The 26,051-nt window shown below is 68.0% G+C and carries 12 protein-coding genes; all 12 read right to left on the bottom strand.

Annotated features, from left to right (window positions below):
• Window positions 1-71 precede the first annotated feature (71 nt).
• Entirely contained in the window at window positions 72-851 is a 780-nt protein-coding gene (locus QN245_RS06290; RefSeq protein WP_317844850.1) for a DUF6988 family protein, read from the bottom strand.
• A gap of 1,248 nt (window positions 852-2,099) precedes the next feature.
• Window positions 2,100-3,950, bottom strand: coding sequence for a glycoside hydrolase family 35 protein (locus QN245_RS06295; RefSeq protein ID WP_317844851.1), 1,851 nt, complete (start codon window positions 3,948-3,950; stop codon window positions 2,100-2,102).
• A gap of 137 nt (window positions 3,951-4,087) precedes the next feature.
• Window positions 4,088-6,430 carry a GH92 family glycosyl hydrolase gene (locus QN245_RS06300; RefSeq protein ID WP_317844852.1) on the bottom strand — a complete coding sequence of 781 codons (2,343 nt, stop codon included), beginning with the start codon at window positions 6,428-6,430 and terminating at the stop codon, window positions 4,088-4,090.
• 113 nt (window positions 6,431-6,543) lie between these two features.
• Window positions 6,544-7,983 (bottom strand): glycoside hydrolase family 125 protein, encoded by a 1,440-nt coding sequence (locus QN245_RS06305; protein WP_317844853.1) that lies wholly within the window; start codon window positions 7,981-7,983, stop codon window positions 6,544-6,546.
• Window positions 7,984-8,154: 171 nt separating this feature from the next.
• The gene (locus QN245_RS06310; protein WP_317844854.1) at window positions 8,155-9,597 is read right to left on the bottom strand and encodes a 6-phospho-beta-glucosidase; all 1,443 of its coding nucleotides are present in this window, start codon (window positions 9,595-9,597) and stop codon (window positions 8,155-8,157) included.
• Window positions 9,572-10,507: a carbohydrate kinase family protein gene (locus QN245_RS06315; protein ID WP_317844855.1), complete on the bottom strand. Its 936-nt coding sequence runs from the start codon at window positions 10,505-10,507 to the stop codon at window positions 9,572-9,574. Before QN245_RS06315 ends, QN245_RS06310 begins: the two co-directional genes overlap by 26 nt.
• Window positions 10,504-11,880, bottom strand: a complete 1,377-nt coding sequence (locus tag QN245_RS06320) for an APC family permease (protein WP_317844856.1) — start codon at window positions 11,878-11,880, stop codon at window positions 10,504-10,506. The genes QN245_RS06315 and QN245_RS06320 overlap by 4 nt, the downstream gene beginning before the upstream one ends.
• The gene (locus tag QN245_RS06325) at window positions 11,877-13,796 is read right to left on the bottom strand and encodes a beta-galactosidase (protein ID WP_317844857.1); all 1,920 of its coding nucleotides are present in this window, start codon (window positions 13,794-13,796) and stop codon (window positions 11,877-11,879) included. The genes QN245_RS06320 and QN245_RS06325 overlap by 4 nt, the downstream gene beginning before the upstream one ends.
• Before the next feature lie 726 nt (window positions 13,797-14,522).
• Window positions 14,523-17,504, bottom strand: coding sequence for a TonB-dependent receptor (locus QN245_RS06330; protein WP_317844858.1), 2,982 nt, complete (start codon window positions 17,502-17,504; stop codon window positions 14,523-14,525).
• A gap of 630 nt (window positions 17,505-18,134) precedes the next feature.
• Window positions 18,135-20,810: a glycoside hydrolase family 3 C-terminal domain-containing protein gene (locus tag QN245_RS06335; RefSeq protein ID WP_317844859.1), complete on the bottom strand. Its 2,676-nt coding sequence runs from the start codon at window positions 20,808-20,810 to the stop codon at window positions 18,135-18,137.
• Between the two features lie 11 nt (window positions 20,811-20,821).
• Window positions 20,822-23,521 carry a beta-mannosidase gene (locus QN245_RS06340; protein WP_317844860.1) on the bottom strand — a complete coding sequence of 900 codons (2,700 nt, stop codon included), beginning with the start codon at window positions 23,519-23,521 and terminating at the stop codon, window positions 20,822-20,824.
• A gap of 16 nt (window positions 23,522-23,537) precedes the next feature.
• A complete protein-coding gene (locus QN245_RS06345) occupies window positions 23,538-26,030 on the bottom strand; it encodes a family 20 glycosylhydrolase (protein WP_317844861.1) in 2,493 nt (830 codons plus the stop codon).
• Window positions 26,031-26,051: the final 21 nt, after the last annotated feature.

Consider the following 26,051-nt stretch of genomic DNA (forward strand, 5'->3'; position numbering starts at 1 on the left):
CGAACCAGGTTTACTTAAGAAGTCAACCTGACCCCGTTTCTGGGTTTGGCTTAAATGATTGTTAGGTGCCGTCACGATTCGTTGGTCCTGAGCGCCTGTTGAAGCTTAACAAAATGTTCAAATGAGACGCTAAATGGGTGGGCTACAGGAACTCCCGGGAGCTCATGGATGTGACTAATAACGACCATAAAAGCAAAATTTGTAATCGCAAAGCAGTTGCTTACGCATTGCACTAACGCAGATAGCGGAATATCGCTCCCGATCTCTCCTTGGCCATCACGGTAGAGGGCATGGACTGCGCGGCCGCCATGCACGAATCCACACAGCGGAGTCCAAGTGTTCTCAACCATCCTAGAAAACTTCAGAGCATCATCTAGTTCGCTACCTGACAGGCCGTTGATGAATAATTCGACGCGCCTTGCTAGCTCGACGGTCCCTATATTCTGCCATTTATTGTTGTGATTTAATTCTCTAACTCCAAGATCATTGTCGAGGAAGTCTTTGACCTGTTCTTTTGTTGCAAGAAATCCGAGAAATACAGCTCTTAGGAAGTTTTCGATTTGTGATCTATGTAGCGCTAACGCAGGTGCCCCCATGTCAACAGGATTTGCCTGTATCAAGAAGAGGAGCCCACGGGCATGGTCAAACGCAGCGCGAAATAGCTGGAGAGCAATGTAATGGTGCTCTGTCCGTACGGGAGGAAGATTGCTTAAAAATGACAGAGCATCTTCATTGACCTTGCGCGCGCTAGTCGCCAACTCGTTCAACTGCTTCTCAGAGACAGAATTTTCGTCAGGATTCTGGACGAGCGCTTCGCGGGTGGCGATGGTTAGGATATTTTCGTCAGACATCTCGTAATAGCCTCATCAGACATTGAAGCCTGAATTAATCTGGCCCGTGGAGCGAGTTTGGCTTAAATAATGATTATGTTGGAGCCTGCGTTACCTAGAACTCTTGCTTGCTAAGTTGCTTTGATATTGGTCCATTAGTCTCTGGTGTATCAGCTCGAAATCTGAGTAGTCAGAGCGAGTCTCTGTAAGTGCATCAAAGTACTCGCGATGCAAAGTCCCTGACTTTTGCTCCCACATTTGATATCGGATTCTGCGCCCTATGTGTGTGTCGGCTAACACCGTAACAGTTACCTCAAGTGACACAGGTCGTTGAGTCTCGTAGATGAACATCTTTATGGCCGCTTCAATGTTGGCCATGTGGCCGTTACAAGCGGATGTACCAGCGAACAGATTTCTCCTAACTTGGCACCGGTGCTCTGGAAGCATTGTAAATGCGACCAAATGGCACCAGTGCCATTGAACAGATGAGTCGCGGGGTACTATTAGACTGCCATTGTCTATCAAGCGCTGGACATGGCTTTTTGCACTCTCACCCATCACTTGCGACTGACGTAGATTCCTTGGTCTTAAACGAAGCGGTTTATCAAAGTCAGCCAACATTTCGGGTGTAATACGCGCTCTGACGATTTTTGCGCGCTCTGAAAGAAAGCCATGGGGCGCGACAAGTCTGATTCGGTAGTCCGGAGCCTGCCTGGAGTGATACCAGACGATGCCTTTGCTGAATTCATACTTGGATGGGAAATATGGGATGCTGGCGATAGAGATGAATTGCGGGATATTGAACGCGGTTGACTCAGAGATCTCTGCGTCATCCACTGAAATGTCAGGAATTCCAATAACCTCCTCAACGCTATTCGAATCCGAGTCGAACTTGATGCGTACAGCGGTATTTGTACGTAGTCCGTACAGGGTTTTATTGCCGGAGAAGCGAGATGCTCGCTGGTGCGACATAACTATTATCCGGTTACAAATGTTTTGTAAAACAGGTGTGTAGCGAGGGCATGTCACTACTTTTCGGCAGTACGCACCCAGAAATCGATCTTCCGCCATCCCCGCTGCCGCATAATCCTAGCCCCTGACCCTACTGCCATTCCCAGTACATTCCCGCACCAGGCCGACGCTATCACTTGTTGACGGCCGTCACAAGTCGAAGGCCGCTCAGCGAAACCGCCGGCGGCCTTAATTTGTAGACAAGTTGTTTAATCCCGTGCCAGCCGGAATTACCGGATGGCTCGCTCCGCGAGTAACTCAGTTACCGGGCGTACTCCAAACCTGCCCCTTAACTCCCCGCACACTCGCCGCAGGCGTGCCCTCCAAATCAAACACGATCACACTGTTCTCGCCCTTCCGCTGCCAAGGTGCCGGAAAATACAACGTCCGCTGCGGCCCAATCTTCCAGTGCCTTCCCAGGTTATGGCCATTGGCCCAAGCGAACCCTTTGCCGAAGGCACGCATATCCAGGAACGTATCGGTGGGCGTGCCGACCTTGACGGTGCCGCGGTGGAAGGCGGGGCCGTCGATCTTGGCGGTGGTCCAGCCGGTGAGTTTGCTCGGGTCGTCCATCGGTAGGGGGAAGGTCTGCCAGCCGGTGATGGGCTTGCCGTCGAGCAGCACGGGGTCGACCAGGCCGGCGTGGCCGTCGGGGAGGTGGGCGCCGTAGTTGATGCGGCCGGTGTTCTCCACCAGCACGTCGAGAGTGTGGGGGCCGGCGGGGATGTCCACGTCTACCGCCACTTGCTGCAGGCGGCGCTCGGCGCTGCCTGCCAGTGTGCGATCGACGTAGACGCGGGCGTAGTCGCGCACCTCGCCCAGGTACAGGCTGCCCTTGCGCGGGCCGGTGACGGTGGTGCGGTACAGGATGTAGCCGTAGGCCTGGCCGTAGCGCTCCATCGGCTGCGGGGTGTCGGTGGTGGCGGCCGCGGCGGGCAGGTTGTCCCAGAGCGAGGCGGATTCGCGCAGCGGCGTGGCCGGGAGGTCGGCGAAGCGGATCGGCTTGGGCAGCGCTGGCGGGGCGATGCCGGTGACGCGCTGGATGGCGTCGCGGAACAGGGTGAACTTGGGGGTGGGGCGGCCGGCTTCGTCGAGCACGGCGTCGTAATCGTAGCTGGTGGTCTGCGGGGCGTAGTGGTCGCTGGGGTTCTTCTGGAAGTTGGCGCCATTCATGAAGCCGAAACTGGTGCCACCGACGAACATGTAGAGGTTCGCGGAGTGGCCCTGGCGCAGGATCCATTCGAATTCGCTGGCCTGCTTGGCGCCATCGGTGACGGCGTGCTGGCTGCCCCACTGGTCGAACCAGCCGGCCCAGTATTCGCCGACCATCTGCGGTTGCCCGGGGCGGAACTTGGCCAGGGTGTCGAAGGCGTTCTTGGCGTCGCCGGGGGCGAAGTTCACCACGGCCAGGGTATCGGGCAGGGTGCCGTTGGCGAGCACGTCGGGGCCGTCGGCGGTGAACAGCAGCGCCTTGTCGAAGCCGGCCCGGACGAACATGGCGCGGTTGCGGCGCATGTAGGCGTGGTCGTCGCCGTAGGAGCCGTATTCGTTCTCCACCTGCACCGCGACGATCGGGCCGCCGTTGCCGTTGAGCCGCGGTTTGACCTGGGCGGCGAGGGCGTCGAGGTAGGCCTGGCTGGCGGCGAGGAAGCGCGGGTCCTGGCTGCGCACGCGCATGCCCGGCTCGGCGAACAGCCATGCCGGGTAGCCGCCGGCTTCCCACTCGGCGCACACGTACGGGCCGGGGCGCAGGATCACGTTGAGACCTTGTGCGGCGGCTTCGTCGACGAAGGCTGCGATGTCGTTGTTGCCAGTGAAGTCGAACTGTCCCGGCCGCGGTTCCACCAGGTTCCAGAACACGTAGGTCTCCACCGTGTTCAGGCCCATTGCGCGCGCTTTCTGCAGGCGGTCCTTCCAGTAGGCGCGCGGGATGCGCTGGAAGTGGATGGCGCCGGAAATGACCTGGTACGGCTTGCCGTCGCGGATGAAGTGATCGCCCTGGGTGGCGAAGGCGGGCCAGGCGGTGCTGCTGTCGGCAGCGCGCACGTGGGTGGCGGGCAGGGCGAACGCCAGGGCGAGGGCGAGAGCGGCGAGGGTCGTGCGTGGCATGGGGGATCTCGAAAGAGGCGATGCGGATGCAACGAAACAGACAACACGAAGCGCGCGCCGCAAGCAGCCGGTCGCACGCAATAACGCGGATGTGAGGAATCAACCAATCCCGATTCCCCAATCCCGATTCCCGGCCGTCAGGCGAAAGACGGCGGCAGATCGTCCTTGCCCGCACCGAACGCGGTGTTGGGCTTGGGGCCCATCTCCAGCTCCAGCGTGCCGCCGGCGGCGAGGTCGGCATGGCGCAGCCAGCTGCGGGTGTACGGCTTGCCGTTCCAGCGTGTGCGCTGGATGTAGACGTTGGCCGGACTGTTGCCGTGGGCGACGATGCGCAGGGTGCGGCCGTTGCCCACGTCCAGTTCGGCACGCTTGAACAGCGGGCTGCCCAGCACGTAGTTGGCGCTGACCGGGTCCACCGCATACAGGCCCAGCGCGCTGAGCACGAACCAGGCGCTCATCTGCCCGCAGTCCTCGTTGCCGGACAGGCCGTTGCGCGCGTCGTGGTACTGCTCGCGCAGCAGCCGCCGCACCATCGCCTGGGTCTTGTAGGGTTGCCCGGCGTAGGCGTAGAGGTAGGCGACGTGGTGGCTGGGTTCGTTGCCGTGCGCGTACTGGCCGACCATGCCGTCGATGTCCGGCGGTGCGTCCGCCGGCAGTTCGGAGCTGGTGGTGAACAGTTCGTCGAGCTTGGCGACGAAGTGGTCGCGGCCGCCGAACAGGTCCATGTAGCCGTACAGGTCGTGCTGGTTGAGGAAGGTGGCCTGCCAGGCGTTGGACTCGGTGAAGTCGCGCCACTGCGCGCTGTGGCCCATCGCGCGCGGATCGAACGGGGTGGCCCACTGGCCGTCGCTCAGGCGCGGCTGCACGAACCTGCTTTCGCGGTTGAACACGTTGCGGTACTGGCGCGAGCGGTCGCGCAGGTGCTTGGCATCGGCGTCTGCGCCGACCGCTTGCGCCAGGTGCGCCACCGCCCAGTCGTCGTAGGCGAATTCCAGGGTGCGGCTGACCGATTCGTCGACCTTGTCGCAGGGGATGTAGCCCATCTTCCGGTACAGCGCCAGGCCGTGCACGTCGTCGTCCATCGCGCGCTTGCGCCAGGCCGGGTATGCCGCCTTCCAGTCGATGCCGGTGAAGCCCTTGGCATGCGCCTCGGCCAGCACCACCGCGGAGTGGTAGCCGATCATGCAATCGGTCTCCACGCCCTGCAGCGGCCAGATGGCGACGCCCTGCGGCGATTCGTGGGCGCCGCGCACCAGGCACTGCACCAGGTCGGGCACGCGCTCGGGCTGCACCAGGGTCAGCAAGGGATGCAGGGCGCGGTAGGTGTCCCACAGCGAGTAGGTGCTGTAGTTGTGGTAGCCGGCCGGCGCCTGGTGCACCTGCAGGTCCATGCCGCGGTAGCGGCCGTCGGTGTCGCTGAACAGGGTCGGCGCGATCAGGCTGTGGTACAGCGCGGTGTAGAAGATGCGGCGCTGCGCCTCGTCGTCGCTGTCGATGCGCACCCGCCCCAGTTCCTTTTCCCATTCGGCGACGGCGGCGGCATGCACGCGGGCGAAGTCGAAGTCGGGCAGTTCCGCGTCGAGGTTGGCCAGGGCGTTCTCGGCGCTGACCGCGGAAATGCCGACCTTGACCAGCAGCGGCGCGTCGGCGGCATCGGGATAGTGCAGGGCCAGTTTCAGCCGATTGCCGTCGGCGCTGCGCGCGCTCGCGGCCAACGGTTGGTCGTCGGCATACAGCTGCGCGCTGGCGAACGGCCGCGACAGGCGCATCGCGAAGTAGATGTAGCGGCCCTTGGCCCATTGGTAGACGCGGCGACCGCCGGTGACGGTCTGCGCGTCGACCAGACGCAGGCTTGCTTCTTCCACGCGGGTGGGGATCTCGGGCTTGTCCTGCATGCCGTGGCACAGGTCCAGCAGCAGGTGCGCCGGCTTGCCCTTGGGGAAGTGGTAGCGGTGCAGGCCGGCGCGCGCGGTAGCGGTGAGTTCGGCATGCACGCCGCTGTCCTTCAGGCGCACGCGGTAGTAGCCGGGCGAGGCGGCTTCGTCGGCGTGGTCGAAGCGTGAGCGGTAGCCGGCGTCGGGATCGTCGAGCGGGCCGGGCTGCAGTTTCACTTCGCCGACGGCCGGCACCACCAGGAAATCGAGCATGTCGCCGACGCCGGTGCCGGACAGGTGGGTGTGCGAGAAGCCCATGATCGAGCCGTTGTCGGCGTGGTAGCCGGAGCAGGCGTCCCAATCGGCGTTGGAGGTGTCCGGACTCAGTTGCACCATGCCGAACGGCAGCGTGGCGCCGGGGAAGGTGTGGCCATGGCCGCCGGTGCCGATGAACACGTCGACGTTGCGGGTGAGCTCGGCCTTGGCGCGCGCATCGGCCGGCAGCGCATAGCTGCCGGCGCGTGCCTGCGCCAGGCGCGCGATGCCGCTGCTGCCGAACAGGGCCAGGGCGATGGCGCCCTGCAGGAAACCGCGTCGTGTGGCCATGGTGCTGTCCTCGGGGTGTGCGGCGGTGCGGTGGGGGTTTGGTTTTTCTGTAGGAGCGGCTTCAGCCGCGATGGGGCATTACCGGTAAAGCCCGGTCGCGGCTGAAGCCGCTCCTACGACAGCAACTGCGGCTTGCGCTGGTGCAGGTCGATGATCAACTCGCCGAACAAGGTGTTGGCCCAGGCGAACCAGGAGCGGGTGAAGGTGCTCGGGTTGTCCTTGTCGAAGGCTTCGTGCATGAAGCCGGTGTCGGCGTCGGTGCTCTTGAGCCACTGCAGGCACTGACGGATCTGCGCGTCGTCGTCGCTGGCCAGGGCGTACTGCATCAGCGACATCGGCCAGATCGTGCCCAGGCCGCTGTGCGGGCTGCCCACGCCTTCGGCCGCGCGACCGCGGGAGAAGTACGGGTTGCGCTCGCTCCAGGCCAGTTGCCGGGTGCGCAGGAACAGCGGATCGCGGCGATCGCAGCAGCCCAGGTAGGCCAGGCTCAGCAGGCCGGGTGCGTTGGCGTCGTCGATGAACAACTGGTTGCCGTAGCCGTCCACCTCGTAGGCCCAGAACGGCTGGCCGTCGGCGTCGCGCATCTGCCCGAACTGACGCGTGGCGGTCTCGACCTCGTCGGCAAGCGCACGGCACTCGCCGGCGAAGGCGGCGTCGTGGTGCAGCGCTTCGCTCATCGTCGCCAGTTGCCGCAGCGAGGTCACCGCGAACAGGTTGGCGGGGACGAACAGCGGGTACAGGCAGGCGTCGTCGGACGGGCGGAACATCGAATGGATCATGCCGTTGGGCCGCGTCGGTTGCCCGTAGCCGTCCAGCACCAGGGTTTCGGTGGCCAAGGGCGAGGGCCGCTGGAAACTGTACGGGCCGCGGCCGTGCAGGCGCTGCTGCTCGCGGAAGGTGCGCACCACCACGTGCATCGCTTCGCGCCAGTCGTCGTCGAACGGCGCGGCGTCGACGCTGGCGCGCCAGTACTCGTGCGCCAGGCGGATCGGGTAGCACAGCGAATCCACTTCCCATTTGCGCTCGCCGACGCCGGGCTTCATCTCGGTGATGTCGGCCACCGACCACTTCAGGCGCTGGCTGGTGCCGTCGGGCAGGAACGCGTTGGCGTAGGGATCCAGGCGGATGCAGGCGGCCTGGCGCTGGATCAGCCCGTGGTACATGCGGCGCAGCGCGGGGTCGCGCTTGGCCAGCGGCACGTAGGGGTGCACCTGCGCGGAGGAATCGCGCAGCCACATCGCCTCGATGTCGCCGGTGATGACGAAGGTGTCCGGCTTGCCGTTGCGGGTGCCGGTCTCGACCGTGGTGTCGAGGGTGTTGGGGTAGCAGTTCTCGAACAGCCAGGCCAGGCGCGGATCGGCGATGCCGGCCTTGACCGTGCGCAACTGGCGCTCGACCGCGGCGCTGACGAAGCGGCGCTTGCCCGGTGGCGGCCGCTTGCTGGGCAGGGCGGCGGAGGCCGACGCCGCAGCGGCGGCCGGCAGCGCCCCGCTCAGCAGCGCGGCGCCGGCGCTGGCGCCGAGGAAGTGGAGGATGTCGCGGCGGGTGGGCATGGCCTGGAACGCTCCGTGGATCGACAAACAGTCCCGGCGCGGGCTGGCACCGGGGGGAGGCGCCGGCCGCGGCCGGGAGGACAGGTTGATGGTACCTATAACGGACCAATTTGCGACGACCTTACAACGTGTGGCCGTCCGATGCATCCTGCGACTGCACAACCGACAGGCTCAGTGGGCGTGATGCGCGCCGTGCCAGTGCATCGGTCCCGAGCACATGCACTCGCCGTCGTCGTCGCCGTTGCCGGCATGGCCGAACAGGGCCTCCAGCAGCCGCCGCGACGGGCTCCATTCGCCGATGGCCGGGTGGATCAGCATGGCCTTGCAGGCGTCCAGGTGGCTGCCGCTGAGCGCGGCCTCGATGGCGGCGTGCTCGTAGGACTTGACCGTGCGCACCAGGCCCTGGATCGCCTCGGGCAGCGGCCGTGCCGGCAGCGGGGTGATGCGGTCGCGCTCGATGGTGGAGGAGATCTCGACGATGTCGTCGTCGGCCAGTTCCGGCATGCAGCCCTGGTTGCGCACGTTGACCACGTGCCGCCCGGGGAGCGCGCCGGTCAGCGCGCTTATCACGTCCACGGCGATGCGGTGATAGCCGGTGCTGGCGCGGAACGGGTCCGGCTGCGGTGCGAGATCGTCGGCGAAGGCCGAGCCGGCCTCGGCTTCCAGCCGCATGTACGAGCCGGAGCGCTGCTGCAGGTAGGCGGCGTAGGTCTGCACCGCGCCGCTGCCGTCGCCGGCGTTGAGGCGGCTGCGCAGATCGGCGATGAGAGTGTGGTTGAGCCGTTCGATCTCGCTGCCGCGGCTGGCGCCGCTGGCGCGCTGGTTCTCCAGGGCGCGACTACGCTCGTAGTAGAAGTACAGGTACTCGGTGGGAATCAGCCGCAGCGTGCGCAGCATGTCGAAGTCGAACAGCGGCGCCAGATACAACTGGCGCAGGATCGCATCGTCGGCCAGGATGCGGTCGAGCACGTCCTCGCCGCGCACGCGCACCGCGCGGATCCAGCCCAGGTGGTTGAGGCCGACGTACTCGCAGTCCACGTCCGCGGGCGGCTCGCCGAGTGCGCGGGCGATGTTGTGGAACAGCTCCACCGGCGTGTCGCAGATGCCGACCACGCGCGCGCGGGTGTGGCGGCTGATGGCCTGGGTGATCAGCCCGGCCGGGTTGGTGAAGCTGACCAGCCACGCGTCGGGGCTGAGCCGCTCCACCATCCGCGCCTGCTCGATCGCCACCGGCACCGTGCGCAGCGCCTTGGCGACGCCGCCGGGGCCGGTGGTCTCCTGCCCGGCGTAGCCATGGCGGATGATGGTGTGTTCGTCGGTGGCGCGCTGGCGGATGCCGCCGATGCGGATGCTGTTGAGCACGAAGTGCGCGCCGTCGATCGCCGCTTCCGCGGAACTGGCGGCGGTGACCTGCAGCTCGCCGCCGAACTCGGCGACCACCGCGCGGCCCAGCGCGACCATCAGCGCCAGCCGCTCCTGGTCCGGATCGTAGAGCACGATCTCGCGCGCACCGAGCGCTTCGGCGGCATCGTTGACGCCGTACACCACCAGCGGCGCACGCACGCCGCCGCCGCCGATCAGGGCGAGTTTACGGTTGGGAAAGGAACTGCTCATGGAGACTCCTGAGACGTGGGGGATTGGGGAGGCCGTCGAGCGCGCCGAGCGCGGTGCAACAGGCGGCGCCGCACAGGCAGCCGCGCTGCGCGCAGGCATCGAGGGAAGCGTGGTCCAGCAGCGCGTCGATGAAGCCGGCATCGAAGGCGTCGCCGGCGCCGGTGGTGTCCTGCACGGCGACGACGGGCGCGGCGACCAATCGCGCGCCGGCCGGATCCACCACGCAGGCGCCGGCGCCACCGAGCTTGATCGTCACCTGCGCCAGGCCCAGCGCCTGCGCCCAGGTGGCGTAGGACGCGGCATCGTCGCCAGTGCAGCCGGCCAGCGCCGCCTCTTTCTGGTTGGGCAGGAAGTGGTCGACCGCGCGGCAGGTGGCGTGGTTGTCCGGGTCGGCCAGCCATGCAGGGTTGAAGCCCACGTCCAGCGAGGTGCTGCAGCCGGCCGCGCGCAACGCCGGCAGCAGCGTGCGCGCCAGCGTCGCCGGCAGCGGCAGCGCGAAGTGCACGTGGCGCGCGGCGCACATCGCCTCCAGCGCGGCCGCGCTGCCCAGCAGCGGTTCCAGCGCGGCATTGGCGCCGAGATAGGTGAAGAACGAACGGTCGTCGTGCAGCGACACGCTGGCGGTGACGCCGGTGCCGGCGGGGTGGTCGACCAGGCCCTCGGTGCCGACGCCGAATTCGCCCAGGCGCTGTGCGAACCAGGCGCGGTCGCCGGCGCCGATCGCGCCGATCAGCGTCACCCGCCGCCCGAGCCGCGCCAGCCCGCAGGCGGTGTTGACGGTGCCGCCGCCGAGATCGCGGTGGTAGTGCCGCGCCATCGCTTCCTCGCCCGGCCCGGGCCAGCTGGCGAAGCCGCTGAAGATGTGGTCGAGATAGACCTCGCCGACCACCGCGACGTCATGGGTTTTCATTGCTGGAAGGGCCATGCTGCCTCGCGTTTGGCCTGGATGAGATAGAGCGCGGTGCCCGCGCACAGCGCCAGCACCGCCGCCAGCAGCCGCGGCAGCGGGCTGGTGGCCAGCAGCGCCAGCCAGCCGCAGACGCTGATCAGCAGCGGCCACGGATACAGCGGCATGGCGAAGCTGGCGCGGCGCCGTGGCTGCCGCCGCAGCAGCACCACGGCCAGGCATTGCGCCAGGAACTGGAACAGGATCTGGATGATCATCAGCGTGGCGATCAGGTCGTCCAGCGACAGCGGACAGGCCAGCGCCGAGGTGAGGCCGACGAACAGCAGCGACACGGTGGGGAAGCGCCCGCGCGGATGCAGCCGCGCGAACACGCCGAAGAACTGGCCGGCCGCCGCCGCGGCGTACGGCACCCGCGAATAGCCCAGCAGCACCACCAGCGCCGAGCCCCAACTGGCGAGCACGATCAGCGCCACCGCGACGGTGCTGCCCACCGGGCCATAGATGGCCTGCATGAAGTCGGCCACCACCGCCTTGGACTGCGCGGCCTGCCGCCACGGCAGCACGCCGAGCAGGGTCACGTTCAAGCCCAGGTACAGCACCGCCACGATCGGGATCGACCACAGCACCGCGCGTGGAATCGTGCGGCGCGGCTTGCGGATCTCACCGCCGAGCATGCACACGTTGTTGTAGCCGCCGTAGTCGTACACCGCGATCAGCGCCACCGCGCCGAACCCCAGCCAGAAGCCGTGCGGCGAGGCCGGCCGCGCGTGCAGGAACTCGCGCGCCAGCGCCATGTCGAAATGCAGCGCGCCGCTGAGCACGATCCACAGGCAGGCGGCGATCACCACCGCGCTGACCAGCAGCGACAGCACCTGCACCGAGCGCACCTGCCGGTACAGCAGCGCGGTGTTGAACAGGCACAGCGCCATGGCGATGCCGGTGAGCGCGGTGTGGCTCAATCCAGGCATCAGGTAGGCCAGGTACTGCGCGCAGCCGACCGCGGCGGCAGCCACCGACAGCGGCGCGGTCAGCAGCGTCTGCCACAGGTACAGGAAGCCGAACAGGCGCCCGGCGCGGTCGCGGCCATAGGCCTCGCGCAGGTAGTGATACGGCCCACCCGAGCGCGGGATCGCCGAGCCGAGTTCGGCCCACACCAGGCCGTCGCACAGGCACAGCAGCGCGCCGACCACCCAGCCCAGCAGCACCGCCGGCCCGGCCAGCGCCGACAGCGCCAGCGGGATGGTGATGAACGGGCCGATGCCGATCATGTTGAGCAGGTTGGCCGACAGCGCGCTCCAGAACCCCAGCGTGCGCGGCGGCGCGCCCTGGTCCGCGGCGGACGAAGAGGACGCGACGGGGGCGGCGAGCGACGTCATGTGCATGCGCGATCCTGCGGGGAGGGAAGGGAAGCGAAGGCCTGCGTTGCAGGCGCGGGCACCAGGCCGTCGGCGCAGCGCACCAGGCCCGGCTGCAGGCGATGCAGATCGAGGATCAGGACCTGGTTGGCGCCGGCGCGCAGCCAGGCGCCGGGGCAGTACAGGCACTGCTGCGGGCCGATGTCCCAGTAGCGGCCGAGCAGACGCCCGTTGACCCACAGATAGCCTTTGCGCCAGTCGCGCATGTCCAGGTGCACGTCGCCTGGCTGGTCCAGGGTGAATTCGGTGGCGAAGAACAGGCCAGGGCGCTGCGGCGGCGCCTGCAGCGGGCGCAGCGACGGCGTCGGGTCTGCTTCCAGAGCCAGCCCGCGCACCTCCCAGTCGTGCAGGTCCTGGCCATCGAGCCGTACCGGACCGAGCAGGCCCTTGCGATCGCCCAGCGCCGGACCGAAGTTGATGTGGCCGAAGCTGTCGACCAGCACCTCGAGATCGCGCGTGTCCTTTGCTGCATCCGGCAAACGCAGGTGCAGCGCGCTGTGCAGGCGCGGATGCCGCATCCGCGACACGTGGTCCAGCTCGCGCCCGTCGACATGCACCACCGCGTAGTCGTGGACCTGTCCCAGGTGCAGCGCCTGGCCCGCTCCGATCCGCCGCCGATACAGCACCAGGCCCTGGTCCTGGCCGAGCAGGCGCTGGTTGTCGGTGGGGGTGTCGGTCTGCAGCGCGGGGCCGAGGTTGTCCCACAGCGTGGCCACGGGTGTGGCCTGCACCGCATCGAAGTGCGCGCGGAGCGGTGCGGCCGGCACCGGCGGCAGTGGCGCGTCGGCTTGTGCGGCGATGATCTTGCGCAGCGCGAAATACGCCGGCGTGGCGCGGCCGGCCTCGTCGATCGGTGCGCCGTAGTCGTAGCTGGTCAGCGCCGGCTGGAACTGCGAGCCGTCGTCCTCGGCATTGGCGCCGGCGCTGAGGCCGAAGTTGGTGCCGCCGTGCACCACGTACAGATTGAACGAATAGCCGGCGGCGGCGATGCGGCGCAGCAGCGGCGCGTAGTCGCGGTGCGCGAACTGCGGCTCGCCCCAGTGCGTGAGCCAGCCGGGATAGCCCTCGGACATCCACACCGGCGCCTGCCCGGCGAAGGCCTTGGCTGCCTGCAGATCGTGCAGATCGGGACCATCCAGGCCGAGCGCGGCGCCGGGCAGCATGGCCTGACGCCGGCGCAGATCCTTGAGCCCTTCGGCCAGCGAGAATGGCCCGTCGACCCCATGCGCCCGCCACAGCGCGGCCAGCGCCTGCAGATAGCCGACGTCGCTGCCGTGCATCGAATACTCGTTCTCGATCTGCAGCATCAGCACCGGCCCGCCGGCACTGGCCATCAACGGCGCGATGCGCGGCGCGATCGCGCCGATGTAGCGCTCCACCGCTGCCATGTAGCGCGCATCGTGGCGATCGCGCAGGCGGATGTTCGTATCGCGCAGCAGATATGGCGGCAACCCGCCCAGCGTCCATTCCGCGCAGACGTAGGGTCCAGGCCGCAGATACACCCACAGCCCCTCCTGCTGGCACAGCCGGATGAAACCGACGAAATCGCGCTCGCCACTGTCCAGATCGAACTGCCCCGGCGCCGTTTCCAGCGCATTCCACATCAGGTACAGCGCGATGGTGTTCAGCCCCATCGCCTTGGCCATGCGGATGCGATGCAACCAGTCCGCACGTGCGATCCGCAGCGGATGCAGTTCGCCACTGCGGATCTGCCACGGCTGGCCGTCGAGCGTGAAGCGTCCTTGCGCGAAGCCGAAGGTGTGGGGGCGCCCGTCCGGTACCGATGCGGGTGCTGGCGCAGCCGCGCGCAATACCGGCATCGCCGCCAATCCCAACGGCGCGAGCAACCCGAACCGGCAGAAGGTGCGGCGTTTCATTGCGGGTTCCAGCCGGAGCGTTGCCGTTGCTGTTGCTGTTGCTCTTCGGCTTTTGCCTTTCCCGGGTCCCCTCCGCAGCGGCGGAGCTGGCGGGCAAAACCCCCCGCAGGGGGGCGGCGCACAAGGACGTGCGCCGTTTTCGGCCGGGGCAGGATGCCCCGGCCGAAAATCCCGCTAGCGGAGCGGACCCGCGTAGCGGGCGCTGCGGCGGAGTGTGCTTGATCAGCCATTCGGCTGCTGTAAAGCGGCTTCTTTTGGTTACTTTTCTTTGCACAAGCAAAGAAAAGTGACTCGCCGTCAGGCGAAAGCTTTTGCTTTTGCTTGCCTACCCAGGCAGTACCGGTAAAGCCCGTCGGGACTGAAGTCCCTCCCACAAAAGGCGTGGTCCAGGCTGTGTCGGGAAGGCCTGTCGCGGCTGAAGCCGCTCCTACAACAGCCGTAGTGTGCGTCACCCGAGCGGACCGCTGATGCAGCATGCTGCAGGTAGCACCGGTAAAGCCCGTCGGGACTGAAGTCCCTCCCACAAGAGGCACGGTCCAGGTTGTGTCGGTAGAGCTTGTCGCGGCTGAAGCCGCTCCTACAGCAGCCGTAGTGTGCGTCGCCCGAGCGGATTGCCGATGCAGCCTGATCCAGGCCGCACCGGTAAAGCCCGTCGGGACTGACGCCCCTCCCACAGAAAGCGTGGTAACGCTCCGCAATGGCATCCCAGTGCGCACGCCGCGCGGCCTAGAACGCGTACTTGACGGTCAACAGCGTCATCATGCCGGCATCGACGATGTCCGACACCGCCAGATTGTGCCGGCCCACGTGGCCCCAGTAACTGTATTCCTTGGTGAGATTGGAGATCGACAGATCCACATTCACCCCATTGTCGAACCGATAGCCCGCATGCAGATCCACCCGCCGCGTCGGCCGCGCCCACAGGTCGTCCCACGGCGCGTTCTGGTGCAGGAAGTCGTAGTTCAGCAGATAGGAACTGCTGAAGTGATAGCTCAGGTTCACCGAGAACTTCGAGCGCTCGTAGAACAGCTCCAGATTGGCCATCGCATTCGGTGCCGACTGCATCTGCTCGTCTTCGAAGCCGGCCATGCCCAGGTCGGCGTGCGCATGCTGGCGCGTGGCATTGGCACTGACGCCCAGCCCATCGAACGGCGCCGGCAGATCCTGGAAGCGCTGCCGCGCGCTGACCTCCACGCCGTAGACGCGGCCGTCGCCGCCGTTGGTCGGCATCTGGTAGAACACCGTGCCGCTGCCGCTGGTGTCCGAATTGGCCTGGCCGGAACCGGCGTCGTAGATGTAGTGGTGCAGGCGCTTGTAGAAGCCGGCCACCGAGAAGAACCCGCCGTGGTCGGTGGCCCACTCGCCCGACAGATCCAGGTTGGTCGAGGTGATCGCCTTCAGGTCCGGATTGCCCTGGGTGATGGTGGTGATCGGTGGCACGGCGTTGGACACGCTGATCTGGCTGCCGCCACCCAACTGCACGAACGCCGGACGCGTATAGCTGGTCCACAGCGCGGCGCGATAGGTGCTGGCGCTGTCCGGGCGCCAGGTCAGGAACACGCTCGGCAGCGGCTGGTCGTAGTGCGTGCTATTGGCGGCGAAATAGCCGACCTGCTCGTTGCCATTGCTGTCGGTGGGCGTGGTCCAGAAGGTGTTGTGGATGCTGGTGTGCTCGAAGCGCACCCCGGGTACCACTTCCAGGCTGCCGAAGTTGAAGGTCGCCATCGCGTAGGCGGCGCTGACCGCCTCGGTGCCGCGCATGGTGTTGCAGTTGTAGTTATTGACGTAGAACGCGCTGCCGCAGGTATCCAGGTCGTCGTCGGTGAGGTGGTTGGCGATCACCTGCGCCACCGCGCCTTCGCTGACCCGCGGCGTGGCCCAGTGGTACTTGCCGGGGAAGATCGCCGCATAGCCGCCGTTGAAGATGCCCAGGTCGCCCAGCGTGCTGGCGTCGGGCACCGGGCCGGTCCACCAGTCGCGGTTGCTGTAGTGGCGGCTGCTCTTGCTGTACTTCACGCCGAACTGCAGCGCGGTCAGCGCGCCGTCGCTGAAGTCGTAGTGCGCGTCGAACTTGGCGCCGCCCTTCTTCTGCCCGGAGTAGATCTTGGTCGATTCGCCGTAGCTGCTGGCGTACAGCGAAGGGATGTTGTTGACCTGCGCCAGCAGCGCCGGGGTCAGCTGCGGGTAGGGGAAGGCGCCGCTGCCGTAGCGCATCAGGCTGCTGCCGGAGTAGGCGAAGTTGGCCTGGCTGAACTTGTCCTCGCGCCCGTCGATCTCGATGTGGTCGGGACGGTCGTTGTCGCCGAAGCTGTAGAACAGGTTCGGCGACAGCGTCCAGTTGCCCACGGTCTTGCGCGCGCCCACCTGGAAGGTGGCCAGGTCGGCGATTTCCGGGTTGGTCTCGTACCAGAAGCGCGCGGCGATGCGGTTGATGTTGGGCGAATACACGCCGGGCGTGGCGCTCGGCACGAAGCTGACGTCCTGCGGCAGCAACTGCACGAAGGTGGTGCCCTGGTCGGTCTTGGCGTAGGCGTAGGTGGCGCGCGCGTACACCGACAGGGTATCGTCCACGTTCCAGTCGAAGGCCGCGTTGCCGCCGTAGCGGCGCTCCCAGCCGGCGACCACGCCGACGTTCATGCCGGTGCTGGTCAGGTTGTCCTGCGGCGCGTAGCCGGCGGCGTTGCTGCCGTCGGCATTGGCGTGCAGGAATTTCCATGAGCCGTCGTTGAGCGCGCTGGTGGCCGCGGCCACCTCGCTGTTGGTCGAGGTGCGGTAGTCGTAGTAGGCGCTGGCGTAGACGCCGAACTGCTGCTCGTCGCCGAACTTGTGCTGGAACTCGCCGGCCAGGCCGCCGCCGAGGCCGTCGCCGCCGTAGTCGCGGGCGCGGCTCTCGACGCGGCCGCTGACGGTGACGCTGCCGCTGCTGGGATCCTTGTAGTCGTAGGCGGTGGGCGTGCGGAAATCCAGGGTGCCGCCGATCGCGTCGCCGTCCATATCGGCAGTGGAGGTCTTGTTGGCGACGATGGTCTGCAGGCCCGAGGGCGGCAACAGGCTCAGCTGCACGCTGCGGCTGTACGGCATGCCCTGGGCGACGGTGACGCCGTCGATCAGGTTGACGTTGTATTCGGAGGGCAGGCCACGCACCGAGGCGAACATGCCTTCGCCGCGTGCGGCGCCATCGACGCCGCCGAAGTAGCCCGAGCCGCTGTAGGTGATGTTGATGCCGGCGATCAGGCCCAGCGCCTCGGCGACGTTGTGCACGGCGGTGTGCTCGAGATCGTTGGCCGACAGCACGTCCACGGTATTCGAGGCATTCATCTTCAGCGTGCTGGCGTCGTAGCGGTTGGCCGCCACGCTGATCGTCTGCAACTGCTTGGCCTCGTCCAGCGCGATCGACACATTGGCGGCGCCGCTGTCGGCGACCTGTACGGTGGTTTCCGGCGCGCTGAAGCCGGGGTAGTCCAGCTGCAGCGCGTACTGCCCGGCCGGCACGTCGGCGATGACGAAGCGGCCCTGTGCGTCGGTGACGGCACTGAGCGCAGTGCCGGCGATGGCGACCTTCGCATGCGCGGCGGGCTTGCCGCTGCTGCGCTCCTTGAGTTCGCCCTGTACGGTGCCGGCCAGCGCCGGTGCGGCGGCGGCAAGGCCGGTGATGGCCAGAATGGCGGCGCACAGCGCCTTGCGCTTGCAATAGGGATGGGTTGCCACGTGACACCTCGCTGATCGTGATCGGTGCGGGCACGCGCCGAAGGCGACGCGCCGCTGCGTTCCTGGGAGGCAGACACGGTGGACGGACGGCGCGCGCGCTCGGACCGCACGCCGGACGGCGTGCAAGCAGGACAAAGCGAACGGCGACCGACGCGAGGCGTCTGCCGGCTGGGCGGACCGTTAAACGGCGATCAGTGGCGTGGCGGCGAGTAGCCGGCGATGCACTTGGAGCGCGAACGCAGCGCGCTCAGTTTGTAGCGACGGGTCATGCGCAGCGGCTCCCGTGCGTGCCCGCGCGGTGCGCGGACAACAGGCAGGGCGCCGGAACTCCGGCGAGGCATCGATCCTGGCTGCGACGACTGCATGACATGGCACATCACCCCTGGAACTGCCCTGGAGAACGCCGCAGGTGCTGCGGCGTCCGGCGCGTCTGGCATCGTCGATGCGGGGCACCGACGTGTTATCGATACCTCTGTCCCGGAAGGCTGTCAATAGGTCGTGAAAAATAAATCGGCAGGACGCTTCAACAGGGGATCGTGGTGCGCGACGGCAGAAGGGCGGCGGGCATTTGCGCTGCACCGCCGCATGCGCTGGCGCATTTCGTAGACGGGCCACAGGCGGCCCCGTCGCTCACTTCGGCAGCACCACCCTGCCGCTGATCGAGAACGCGGCGCTGTCGCCGGGCGCGCCGGTGCCGGGCTGGCCGCCGCCGACGAACAGCCGGTAGTCGCCGGCTTCGACCGCGCGCTGGCCGCTGCGGTCCACGTCGCTGAGTTGGCGCGCGTCGAGCGCGAAGCTCAGCGTGCGCGCCTCGCCCGGCTGCAGGTGTACGCGCTGGAAGCCGACCAGGTTGCGCAGCGGTGACTGCGCGCGCTGCGGGTACTGCAGGTACACCTGCACCACCTCGTCGCCGGCGCGCGCGCCGGTGTTGCGCACGGTGGTGGTGACGCGCAAGGCGTCGCCCGCCTGCAGCGTCGCGGCCGACAGCTGCGGCGCGTCGTAGGCGAACTGGGTGTAGCTCAGCCCATAACCGAACGGGAACAGCGGCTCGCCCTTGAAGTAGCGGTAGGTGCGGCCCTTCATGTCGTAGCTGACGTAGGGCGGCAGGTCCTTGGTCGAGCGGTAGAAGGTCACCGGCAGGCGACCGCCGGGGTTGATGTCGCCGGCCAGCGCCTGGGCGATCGCGGTACCACCGGACTGGCCCGGATACCATGCGGCGATGATCGCGTCGGCATGTTGCTTGGCCCAGTTCAGCGCCACCGCGCTGCCGCTCATCAGCACCACGACCAGCGGCTTGCCGCTGGCCTTGGCCCGTTCCAGCAGTGCCTGCTGCGCCGCCGGCAGCGCCAGGTCGTTGCGGTCGCCGCCGTCGAAGCCGGGCACATCGATGCGCAGTTCCTCGCCTTCCACGTCCGGCGACAGGCCGACGAAGGCCACCACCGCGTCGGCCTGCGCCACCGCGCGTTCGGCTTCGGCCAGTTGCAGCGCCGGCGGCGCCAGCCACTCCAGGCGCAAGCCCTGGTCCTGGCCGCGGTGTTCCAGCTCCAGGCGGATGCGCCGCGGTTTCGCGTCGTCGAAATGCAGCACGGCCTCGACGTTGCGGCCGTCGGCGTTGTGCATGCCGGCCGGCAGGTGCTTGTCCTCGGCGTTGCCGGCGATCACCAACTGGTCGTCGATGTACAGGCGCACCGGGTCGTGGCCGGTGCAATCGAAGCAGCGCGCCACCCTCACCGCCAGGGTGTAGTCGCCGGGGCCGGGCGGCAGCAGTTCGCCGCTCCAGCGCACCGAATAGCGGTCCTTGTCCACGTCCTTGGCCGGGGCCACGTGATCCCAGTTGAAGCCGACCACGCGGTCCTGGCGCTGCACGCGCGGCCTACCGGCCAGGTCCAGGTTGTCGAAGTACTCGCCGCGCAGCCCGGGCTTGCCGTCGCTGCGCAGCGCGGTTTCGGGGATCATGCCGGGCACGCCGGCGGCCAGCGGCGCGCCTTGCGCATAGGTGACCTGGGCGGCACCGAAGCGCGTGCGCAGCCCTTGCAGCGGCGTCACCGGCTGCACCGAGGTGCCCTGGTAGTTGGCTTCCAGCACGGCCAGCGCGTCGGCGTTGGGGCCGAGCACGGACAGGCGCAGGCCCGGGCGCAGCGGCAGGGTGGCGTTGGCGTTCTTCAGCAGCACCAGCGATTGCTGCGCGGCCTGCAGCGCCAGCGCGCGGTGCGCGGCGCTGTCGATGTCCTTGGCGCCCAATCGCGCATACGGATCGTTGCGCCGCGGCTGCAGTTCGCCGAGCCGGTAGCGCGCGGCGAACAGGCGCACCAGCGAGCGGTCGAGCAGGGCTTCGTCGGCTTCGCCGCGGTCGAAGGCCAGGCCGAGTTCGCGATAGGCGTAGCCGCAATTCAGATCGTGACCGGCCTTGAGCGCGGCCGCGGACGAGCCGGCGTTGTCGGCGCGGTAGTAGTGGAACTGGGTCATGTCGTCGATCGCATCGCAATCGGACACGACGAAGCCCTTGAAGCCCCAGTCGCCGCGCACGCGGCCGTCGAGCAGCCAGTCGGCGGCGCAGGCGGGCGTGCCGTGCAGCGCGTTGTACGCGCACATCACCGAGCCGGCCTGGCCGTCAACGATGGCGGCGCGGAATGCCGGCGAGTAGGTGGCCTCGAAATCGTGCGGCGACACGTCCACGTCGAAGCCGTGGCGGCCCGGCTCCGGCCCGCTGTGCACGGCCAGGTGCTTGGGCGTGGCGATGGTGCGCGGGTGCGCCGGATCGTCGCCCTGCAGGCCGTGGATGAAGCCGACCGCCAGCCGTCCGGTGAGGTAGGGATCCTCGCCGTAGGTCTCCATGCCGCGGCCCCAGCGCGGGTCGCGGAAGATGTTGATGTTGGGCGACCAGATGGTCAGCCCGGCGTAGCGCGGATGGTCCTTGCCGGGGCCGCCGGCGAGGTTGAACTTGGCCCGCGCCTCGGTCGAGGTGACGGTGCCGACCTCGTGCAGCAGCTCGGGGTTCCAGGTCGCGGCCAGGCCGATCGCCTGCGGGAACACCGTGGCCTCGCCGTTGCGGGCGATGCCGTGCAGGCCCTCGCTCCACCACTCGTAGGCGGGCACGCCCAGGCGCGGAATCGCCGGCGCAGCGTTCATCGCCTGCGCGATCTTCTCGGCGCGGGTCATCTTCGCCACCAGCGCGGCGGCGCGGTCCTCGGCCTCGTCGGCATGGGCGAGCGGGGCGGCGAGCAGGGCGATCGCGCACAGCGCGTGTGCCAGCGGCTGTAGGAGCGGCTTCAGCCGCGACCCCGCACCGGCCGATGCATGCGACATCTCCCCGCCCATCACTTCGCCTCCGCCGGCTCGGCCGGGGCGCCAGCCAGGGTCCCGCCCAGGTCGCGCACCTGCAGCGCGGCGCGCAGCTGCTCCAGGGTGGCGCTGCTGTGCACGCGCACGCTCAGCGGCTCGCCCGGCAGCAGGTCGAAGGCATTGTCGGACAGCGTCACGTCGAGGTCGCCGAAGCTCAGCCACACCTGCGCGGCGAGGGTGGCGCTGCTCAAGGTCAGCGCATAGCCGTCGCCGTCCGCGCGCAGCTCGGTGCGGATGTCGGCCTGCGGCCACTGCAGGCGCTTGACCGCGTCGAAGTACACCAGGTTGCGCGACAGCACGCGCTCGCCGTCGAGCAGCTCGAACACCGCCACGCTGCGGCGCGGATCGGCGCGGCGCAGCAGCTGCGCATCGCTGAAGTTGCCCACGCGCACGCTGGACAGCGGCGCCAGCGTCACCGGCTTCTCGGTCTTGCTCAGCACCTTGCCGGACAGATCCATCACCCGCATGCGCCAGCGCGCGGCCAGCGGCGTGGTGCGGTCGGAGACCAGCGACACCTGGGTCTGGCCCTTGTCGTTGCGCAGCGCGGCGATCAGTTCCGGCGCGTAGAAGCGGCGCGCGTGGTACTGCAGCGCCTTCCAGCGGCCGAAGTAGTCCAGGCTCGACCACGACGCGCCGGGCCACACGTCGTTGAGTTGCCAGTACAGCGAACCCATCGATTGCGGCCGCGACGCGCGCAGGTGCTCGGCGGCGAGAGTGATGCCCTCGGCCTGCATGATCTGGCTCAGGTAGACGAAGCTGGCGAAATCCTTGGGCTCGCCGAACGCACGGCGGATGTACAGCAGCAGACGCTTGTTGCCGTTGCCCTTGTCGAACTTCTGGTGCGCGCGCATCACCGGCGATTCCGGCTGCAGATCGCTGGGTTCGGCGAAGGCGCGGATGGTGCGCATCTCGGGGAACGACTGCAGGCCGTACTCGGACATGAAGCGCGGGGTCACGTTGAGGTATTCGGTGACCGGCAGCGCCGGGCCGCCCCAGACCTTCCAGTAGTGCATGTCGCCGTCGTCGGGCTGGTCGGCGGCGCCGTCGAAATCGGTGCCCGGCGAGGTCGCCCAGTACGGGGTGTCGCTGTCGTACTTCTGTACCGCTTCGCGCAGCACCGTGCCGAACAGCGTGGTCATGCCGCGCACGATGCGCTCGCGCTCCTCCGGGTCGATCGACTGCTTGAACTTGACCCGGTCGCCCCAGTTCTCCCAGCCGGTCTGCACTTCGTTGTTGCCGCACCAGATGACGATGCTGGGATGGTCGCCGAGGCGCCGGACCTGCTCCTCGGCCTCGGAGCGGGTGTTCTCGCGGAAGGCCACGTCGTAGGGCGGGATGGCGCCGCCGAACATGAAGTCCTGCCAGATCATGATGCCCAGGCGGTCGGCGTCCTCGTAGAAGCTGTCCGGCTGGTAATGGCCGCCGCCCCACATGCGCAGCATGTTCATGTTGGCGTCGCGCGCGGATTGCAGGAAGCCGCGCATGTGCGCGGCGTCGACGCGGGTGGGGAAGCTGTCGAACGGGATCAGGTTGGCGCCCTTGGCGAACACCGGGATGCCGTTGACCACCAGGGCGAAGCTCTTGCCCCACTGGTCCTTCTCGCGACGCAACTCGACGCTGCGCAGGCCGGTGACGCGCTGTGCCTCCAGGCGTTCGCCTGCGGCGTCGCGCAACTGCGCCTTGAACGTGTACAGGTCCTGGCGGCCGTAGCCGGCCGGGAACCAGCGCTGCGGCTTGGCGATGCGCACCGGCACGGTCAGGGTATTGGCGCCCGGATCGACGATGGCATGCTGGCTGAACTGGCCGACGCGCTGGCCGTCGGGGCCGAGCACGTCGAGATCCAGTTGCACCTCGCCGCTGCGTCCGGCCTGCACCTGCACCTGCGCCAGCAATTGCGCCGCGTCGGCGTCGACGCGCTGCTGGGCGATGCGCAGGCCGTCCACGCGCAGGTCGTCCCAGGCTTCCAGGCGCACGCCCTGCCAGATGCCGGCGGTGACGATGCGCGGACCCCAGTCCCAGCCGAAGTTGTACGGCGCCTTGCGCACGTAGGTGGAGCTGTGCCGTGCCACCGGCTCGTCGCCGAACGCCGAGTCGTAGGCGCCGGGCAGCGCATACGGCTGCTTGGACAGCCACGGCTGGATCTTCTTGATCGGCGAGGCGATGCGTACTTCCAGCACGTTGTCGCCGCGCTTGAGCAGCGGTTTGGCGTCGACCCGCCACTGCCGGAACATGTTGTCGGCGGCCAGCAGCTTCTTGCCGTTGAGGTAGACCTCGGCGAAGGTGTCCAGGCCGTCGAACACCAGTTCCAGGTGCGGGCGCGCCAGCAGGGCCGCATCGACCTGGAACCGGGTCTGGTACTGCCAGTCGCTGAGCCCGGCCCACTGGATCTGCGCTTCGTTGTCGCGATAGAACGGATCGGGCACCACCCCGGCGGCGAACAGGTCGGTCTGCACCGTGCCCGGCACCTGCGCCGGCAGCCACTGCGCCGCCTTCGGGTGCGCCTTGGCGTTGGCATCGCCCGGCGCCAGCCGCACCTGCCAGCCCTGTTGCAGCGACAGCGTCGCCGGCGCCGCCGCCTGTCCCAGCGCCGGCAAGGCCAGCGCCAGCAACAGCCCGAGGCGGGCAGGAAGGCGCGTGCGCGACGCGGAACGGGAGCGGCGGGGCGGCTGGGTCATGCGAGGGTCTCCGTGGTCAGTGCGCGGCGGCGGGGGGCGCCTGCGCCGCGGTGTCGATCAGATGGACGGCGCCGATGGCGTAGTACGGGCCGGCGATGGGCGCGGTGGAGCGCAGGCACAGGTCGTGCACGCCGGTCTGCTTGGGCAGCCGTGCTTCCAGCGCGAACTGGTCGCCCAGGGTCTTGCCGGCCGGCAGCGGCAGCCGCGCCAGCAGCTTGCCCTTGCAGTCGCCCAGCCGCACTTCGAACTCGCCGCGCGCGCTGTGCGCCGGATAGCGCTTGACCTTGGCCTGGTCGTGCGCCAGCCCGTAGTTGCGCGCCAGCCGTGCGGCGTCGATGCGGATGCGGTCGATGCCGTCCAGGCGCGCGTCGGCGTAGCGCCAGCAACTGGTGAACAGGTCGATGTTGAACACCGGCGTGTCCTGGTCGGCCAGATCCGGCAGCAGCGGCACGCGCAGGCCCAGCTCGCCGCCCTCGCACGAGGCCAGGCCCTGGGTATCGCGGCCGAGCAGATTGGCGCGGTCGAGGATGCGGCTGCGCGGTGCGGCCAGCAGGCGGCCGTCGTCGGCGAAGGTGGCTGCGCGCACGGTGACCGGCAGGGTCACCGCGAACGGCGCCGTGTAGCGCGGCGAGTCGGCCTTGGGCTCGCTGCCGTCGGTGGTGTAGCGGAAGCTGCCGAACTTGGCCTGGTTGCCCAGCACCACGGTGGCCTTGCCACTGTCCAGCGCCGCGTTGTCGCCGCCCTGCAGCGCGATGTCCGGAGCGAAGGCGCCGTCGCCGTAGGCGATGCCCTGCGTGCGGTAGCGATCCAGCTGCGCCGGCAGGCGCTGCAGGAAGCCGTTCCAGTCGCGCGCGGCCATCGGCGACCAGCCGGCCTCGGCCACCGCGCTCAGCCGCGGGAACAGCGCATGGTCGATATGCCAGGCGGAGGGGATGTACTCGCTCCACAGCGCCGCCTGCACGCCGAGCACGTGCTTGCTCTCCTCGGCGTTGAGCGCGGCCGGCACCGGGTCGAAGCCGTAGACCTTCTGCAGCGGCAGCGTCGCCAGGCGGCCGTTGGGCTCGTCGTTGCGCGCGCTCTGCAGGTTGTCCAGGTACATCCAGCCGGCCGGCGCCAGCACCACGTCGTGGCCCTGCTTGGCGGCGGCAACCGCGCCGTCCACGCCGCGCCAGGACATCACCGACGCGCTGGCCGGCAGCCCGCCTTCCAGGATCTCGTCCCAGCCGATCAGGCGCCGCTGGTGCTGGGTCAGGTAGTCGGCCAGCTGCTGGTTGAACCAGCCCTGCAGCGCATGCGCGTCCTTGATGCCGAGCTTGCGCATCTGCGCGCGCACCGCCGGCGAGCGCTCCCACTGGTCCTTGACCGCTTCGTCGCCGCCGATGTGGATATACGGCGAGGGGAACAACTGCAGCACTTCGTCCAGCACGCCCTGGATGAAGGTCATGCTCTTGGCGTTGGTGTTGAACAGGTACGGATTGACGCCCCAATCCACCGACACCTTGGGCCGCTGCCGGGTCACCCCGACCAGTTCCGGGTACGCCGCCACCGCGGACTGGGCGTGGCCGGGCATGTCCAGCTCCGGCACGATGGTGATGTGGCGTTCGGCGGCGTAGGCCACCAGGTCGCGGATCTGGTCCTGAGTGTAGAAGCCGCCGTAGCGATCGGGCAGGCCGTGGCTGCCGGCACCGGGCGGGGTGCGCCAGGCACCGATCTCGGTGAGCTTGGGATAGCGCTTGATCTCGATGCGCCAGCCCTGGTCGTCGGTCAGGTGCAGGTGCAGCACGTTGAGCTTGTGCTGGGCCATCGCGTCGAGCAGGCGCTTGACCGTGTCCGGGCCGTGGAAATGCCGCGCCACGTCGAGCAGCACGCCGCGCCAGCCGAAGCGCGGCCAGTCGCGGATGTGCACCTGCGGCACGTCCACCTCGCCCTTGCCGGCGTCGGGGGTCATCAACTGCCAGGCGCTGATCGCGCCGTAGAACAGGCCACGTTCGTCGCGCGCCTGGATCAGGATGGTGTGCGGGTCCACGTCCAGCGTGTAGCCCTCGAACTGCGCAACCTCGGTATTGGGATTGAGCTGCAGGCGGATGCTGCCGTTGGCGGGAATGGTCTCCGCGCGCACTTCCAGGTTCAGGCCGCGGGTCTTGCTCAGCAATTGCGACAGTTGCTCGGCCACGCGCTGCGCGCCGGGATCGTCGTTGGGCACCGACAGCACGCTGCCGGTGCCGATGGTGAGGGTGCCGCCGTCGCGCTCGGCCTTGACCGGCGCCGGGATCAGCGGCAGCGGGGTCTTGTCGTCGTCGTCATCGTGTTTCGGGGCAGGCGGCGGGGCCACGGCGGGCTTGGCCGCGGGCGTCGGCGCCGGCGGCGGGGCGCGGTCGCAGCCGCCGAGCAGGCTGCCACAGGCGAGCAGGGACAACCCCAGCCAGGCGTTGCGGGAGGCCGCCGCGATGCGCGCGCTGGCGGGCATCGGGCGGTGCGGCAATCGGGGGTGTGCACCCACTTCAGTCATCGGTCTACCTCAAGCGATCGA

The sequence above is a fragment of the Xanthomonas rydalmerensis genome, assembly GCF_033170385.1.
GTDB classification, from domain to species: Bacteria; Pseudomonadota; Gammaproteobacteria; order Xanthomonadales; family Xanthomonadaceae; genus Xanthomonas_A; species Xanthomonas_A rydalmerensis.

Coding starts and splice junctions, on each gene's coding strand:
- QN245_RS06290 (WP_317844850.1), bottom strand. CDS start 851: ATGTCTGACGAAAATATCCTAACCATCGCCACCCGCGAAGCGCTCGTC.
- QN245_RS06295 (WP_317844851.1), bottom strand. CDS start 3,950: ATGCCACGCACGACCCTCGCCGCTCTCGCCCTCGCCCTGGCGTTCGCC.
- QN245_RS06300 (WP_317844852.1), bottom strand. CDS start 6,430: ATGGCCACACGACGCGGTTTCCTGCAGGGCGCCATCGCCCTGGCCCTG.
- QN245_RS06305 (WP_317844853.1), bottom strand. CDS start 7,983: ATGCCCACCCGCCGCGACATCCTCCACTTCCTCGGCGCCAGCGCCGGC.
- QN245_RS06310 (WP_317844854.1), bottom strand. CDS start 9,597: ATGAGCAGTTCCTTTCCCAACCGTAAACTCGCCCTGATCGGCGGCGGC.
- QN245_RS06315 (WP_317844855.1), bottom strand. CDS start 10,507: ATGAAAACCCATGACGTCGCGGTGGTCGGCGAGGTCTATCTCGACCAC.
- QN245_RS06320 (WP_317844856.1), bottom strand. CDS start 11,880: ATGACGTCGCTCGCCGCCCCCGTCGCGTCCTCTTCGTCCGCCGCGGAC.
- QN245_RS06325 (WP_317844857.1), bottom strand. CDS start 13,796: ATGAAACGCCGCACCTTCTGCCGGTTCGGGTTGCTCGCGCCGTTGGGA.
- QN245_RS06335 (WP_317844859.1), bottom strand. CDS start 20,810: ATGTCGCATGCATCGGCCGGTGCGGGGTCGCGGCTGAAGCCGCTCCTA.
- QN245_RS06340 (WP_317844860.1), bottom strand. CDS start 23,521: ATGACCCAGCCGCCCCGCCGCTCCCGTTCCGCGTCGCGCACGCGCCTT.
- QN245_RS06345 (WP_317844861.1), bottom strand. CDS start 26,030: ATGACTGAAGTGGGTGCACACCCCCGATTGCCGCACCGCCCGATGCCC.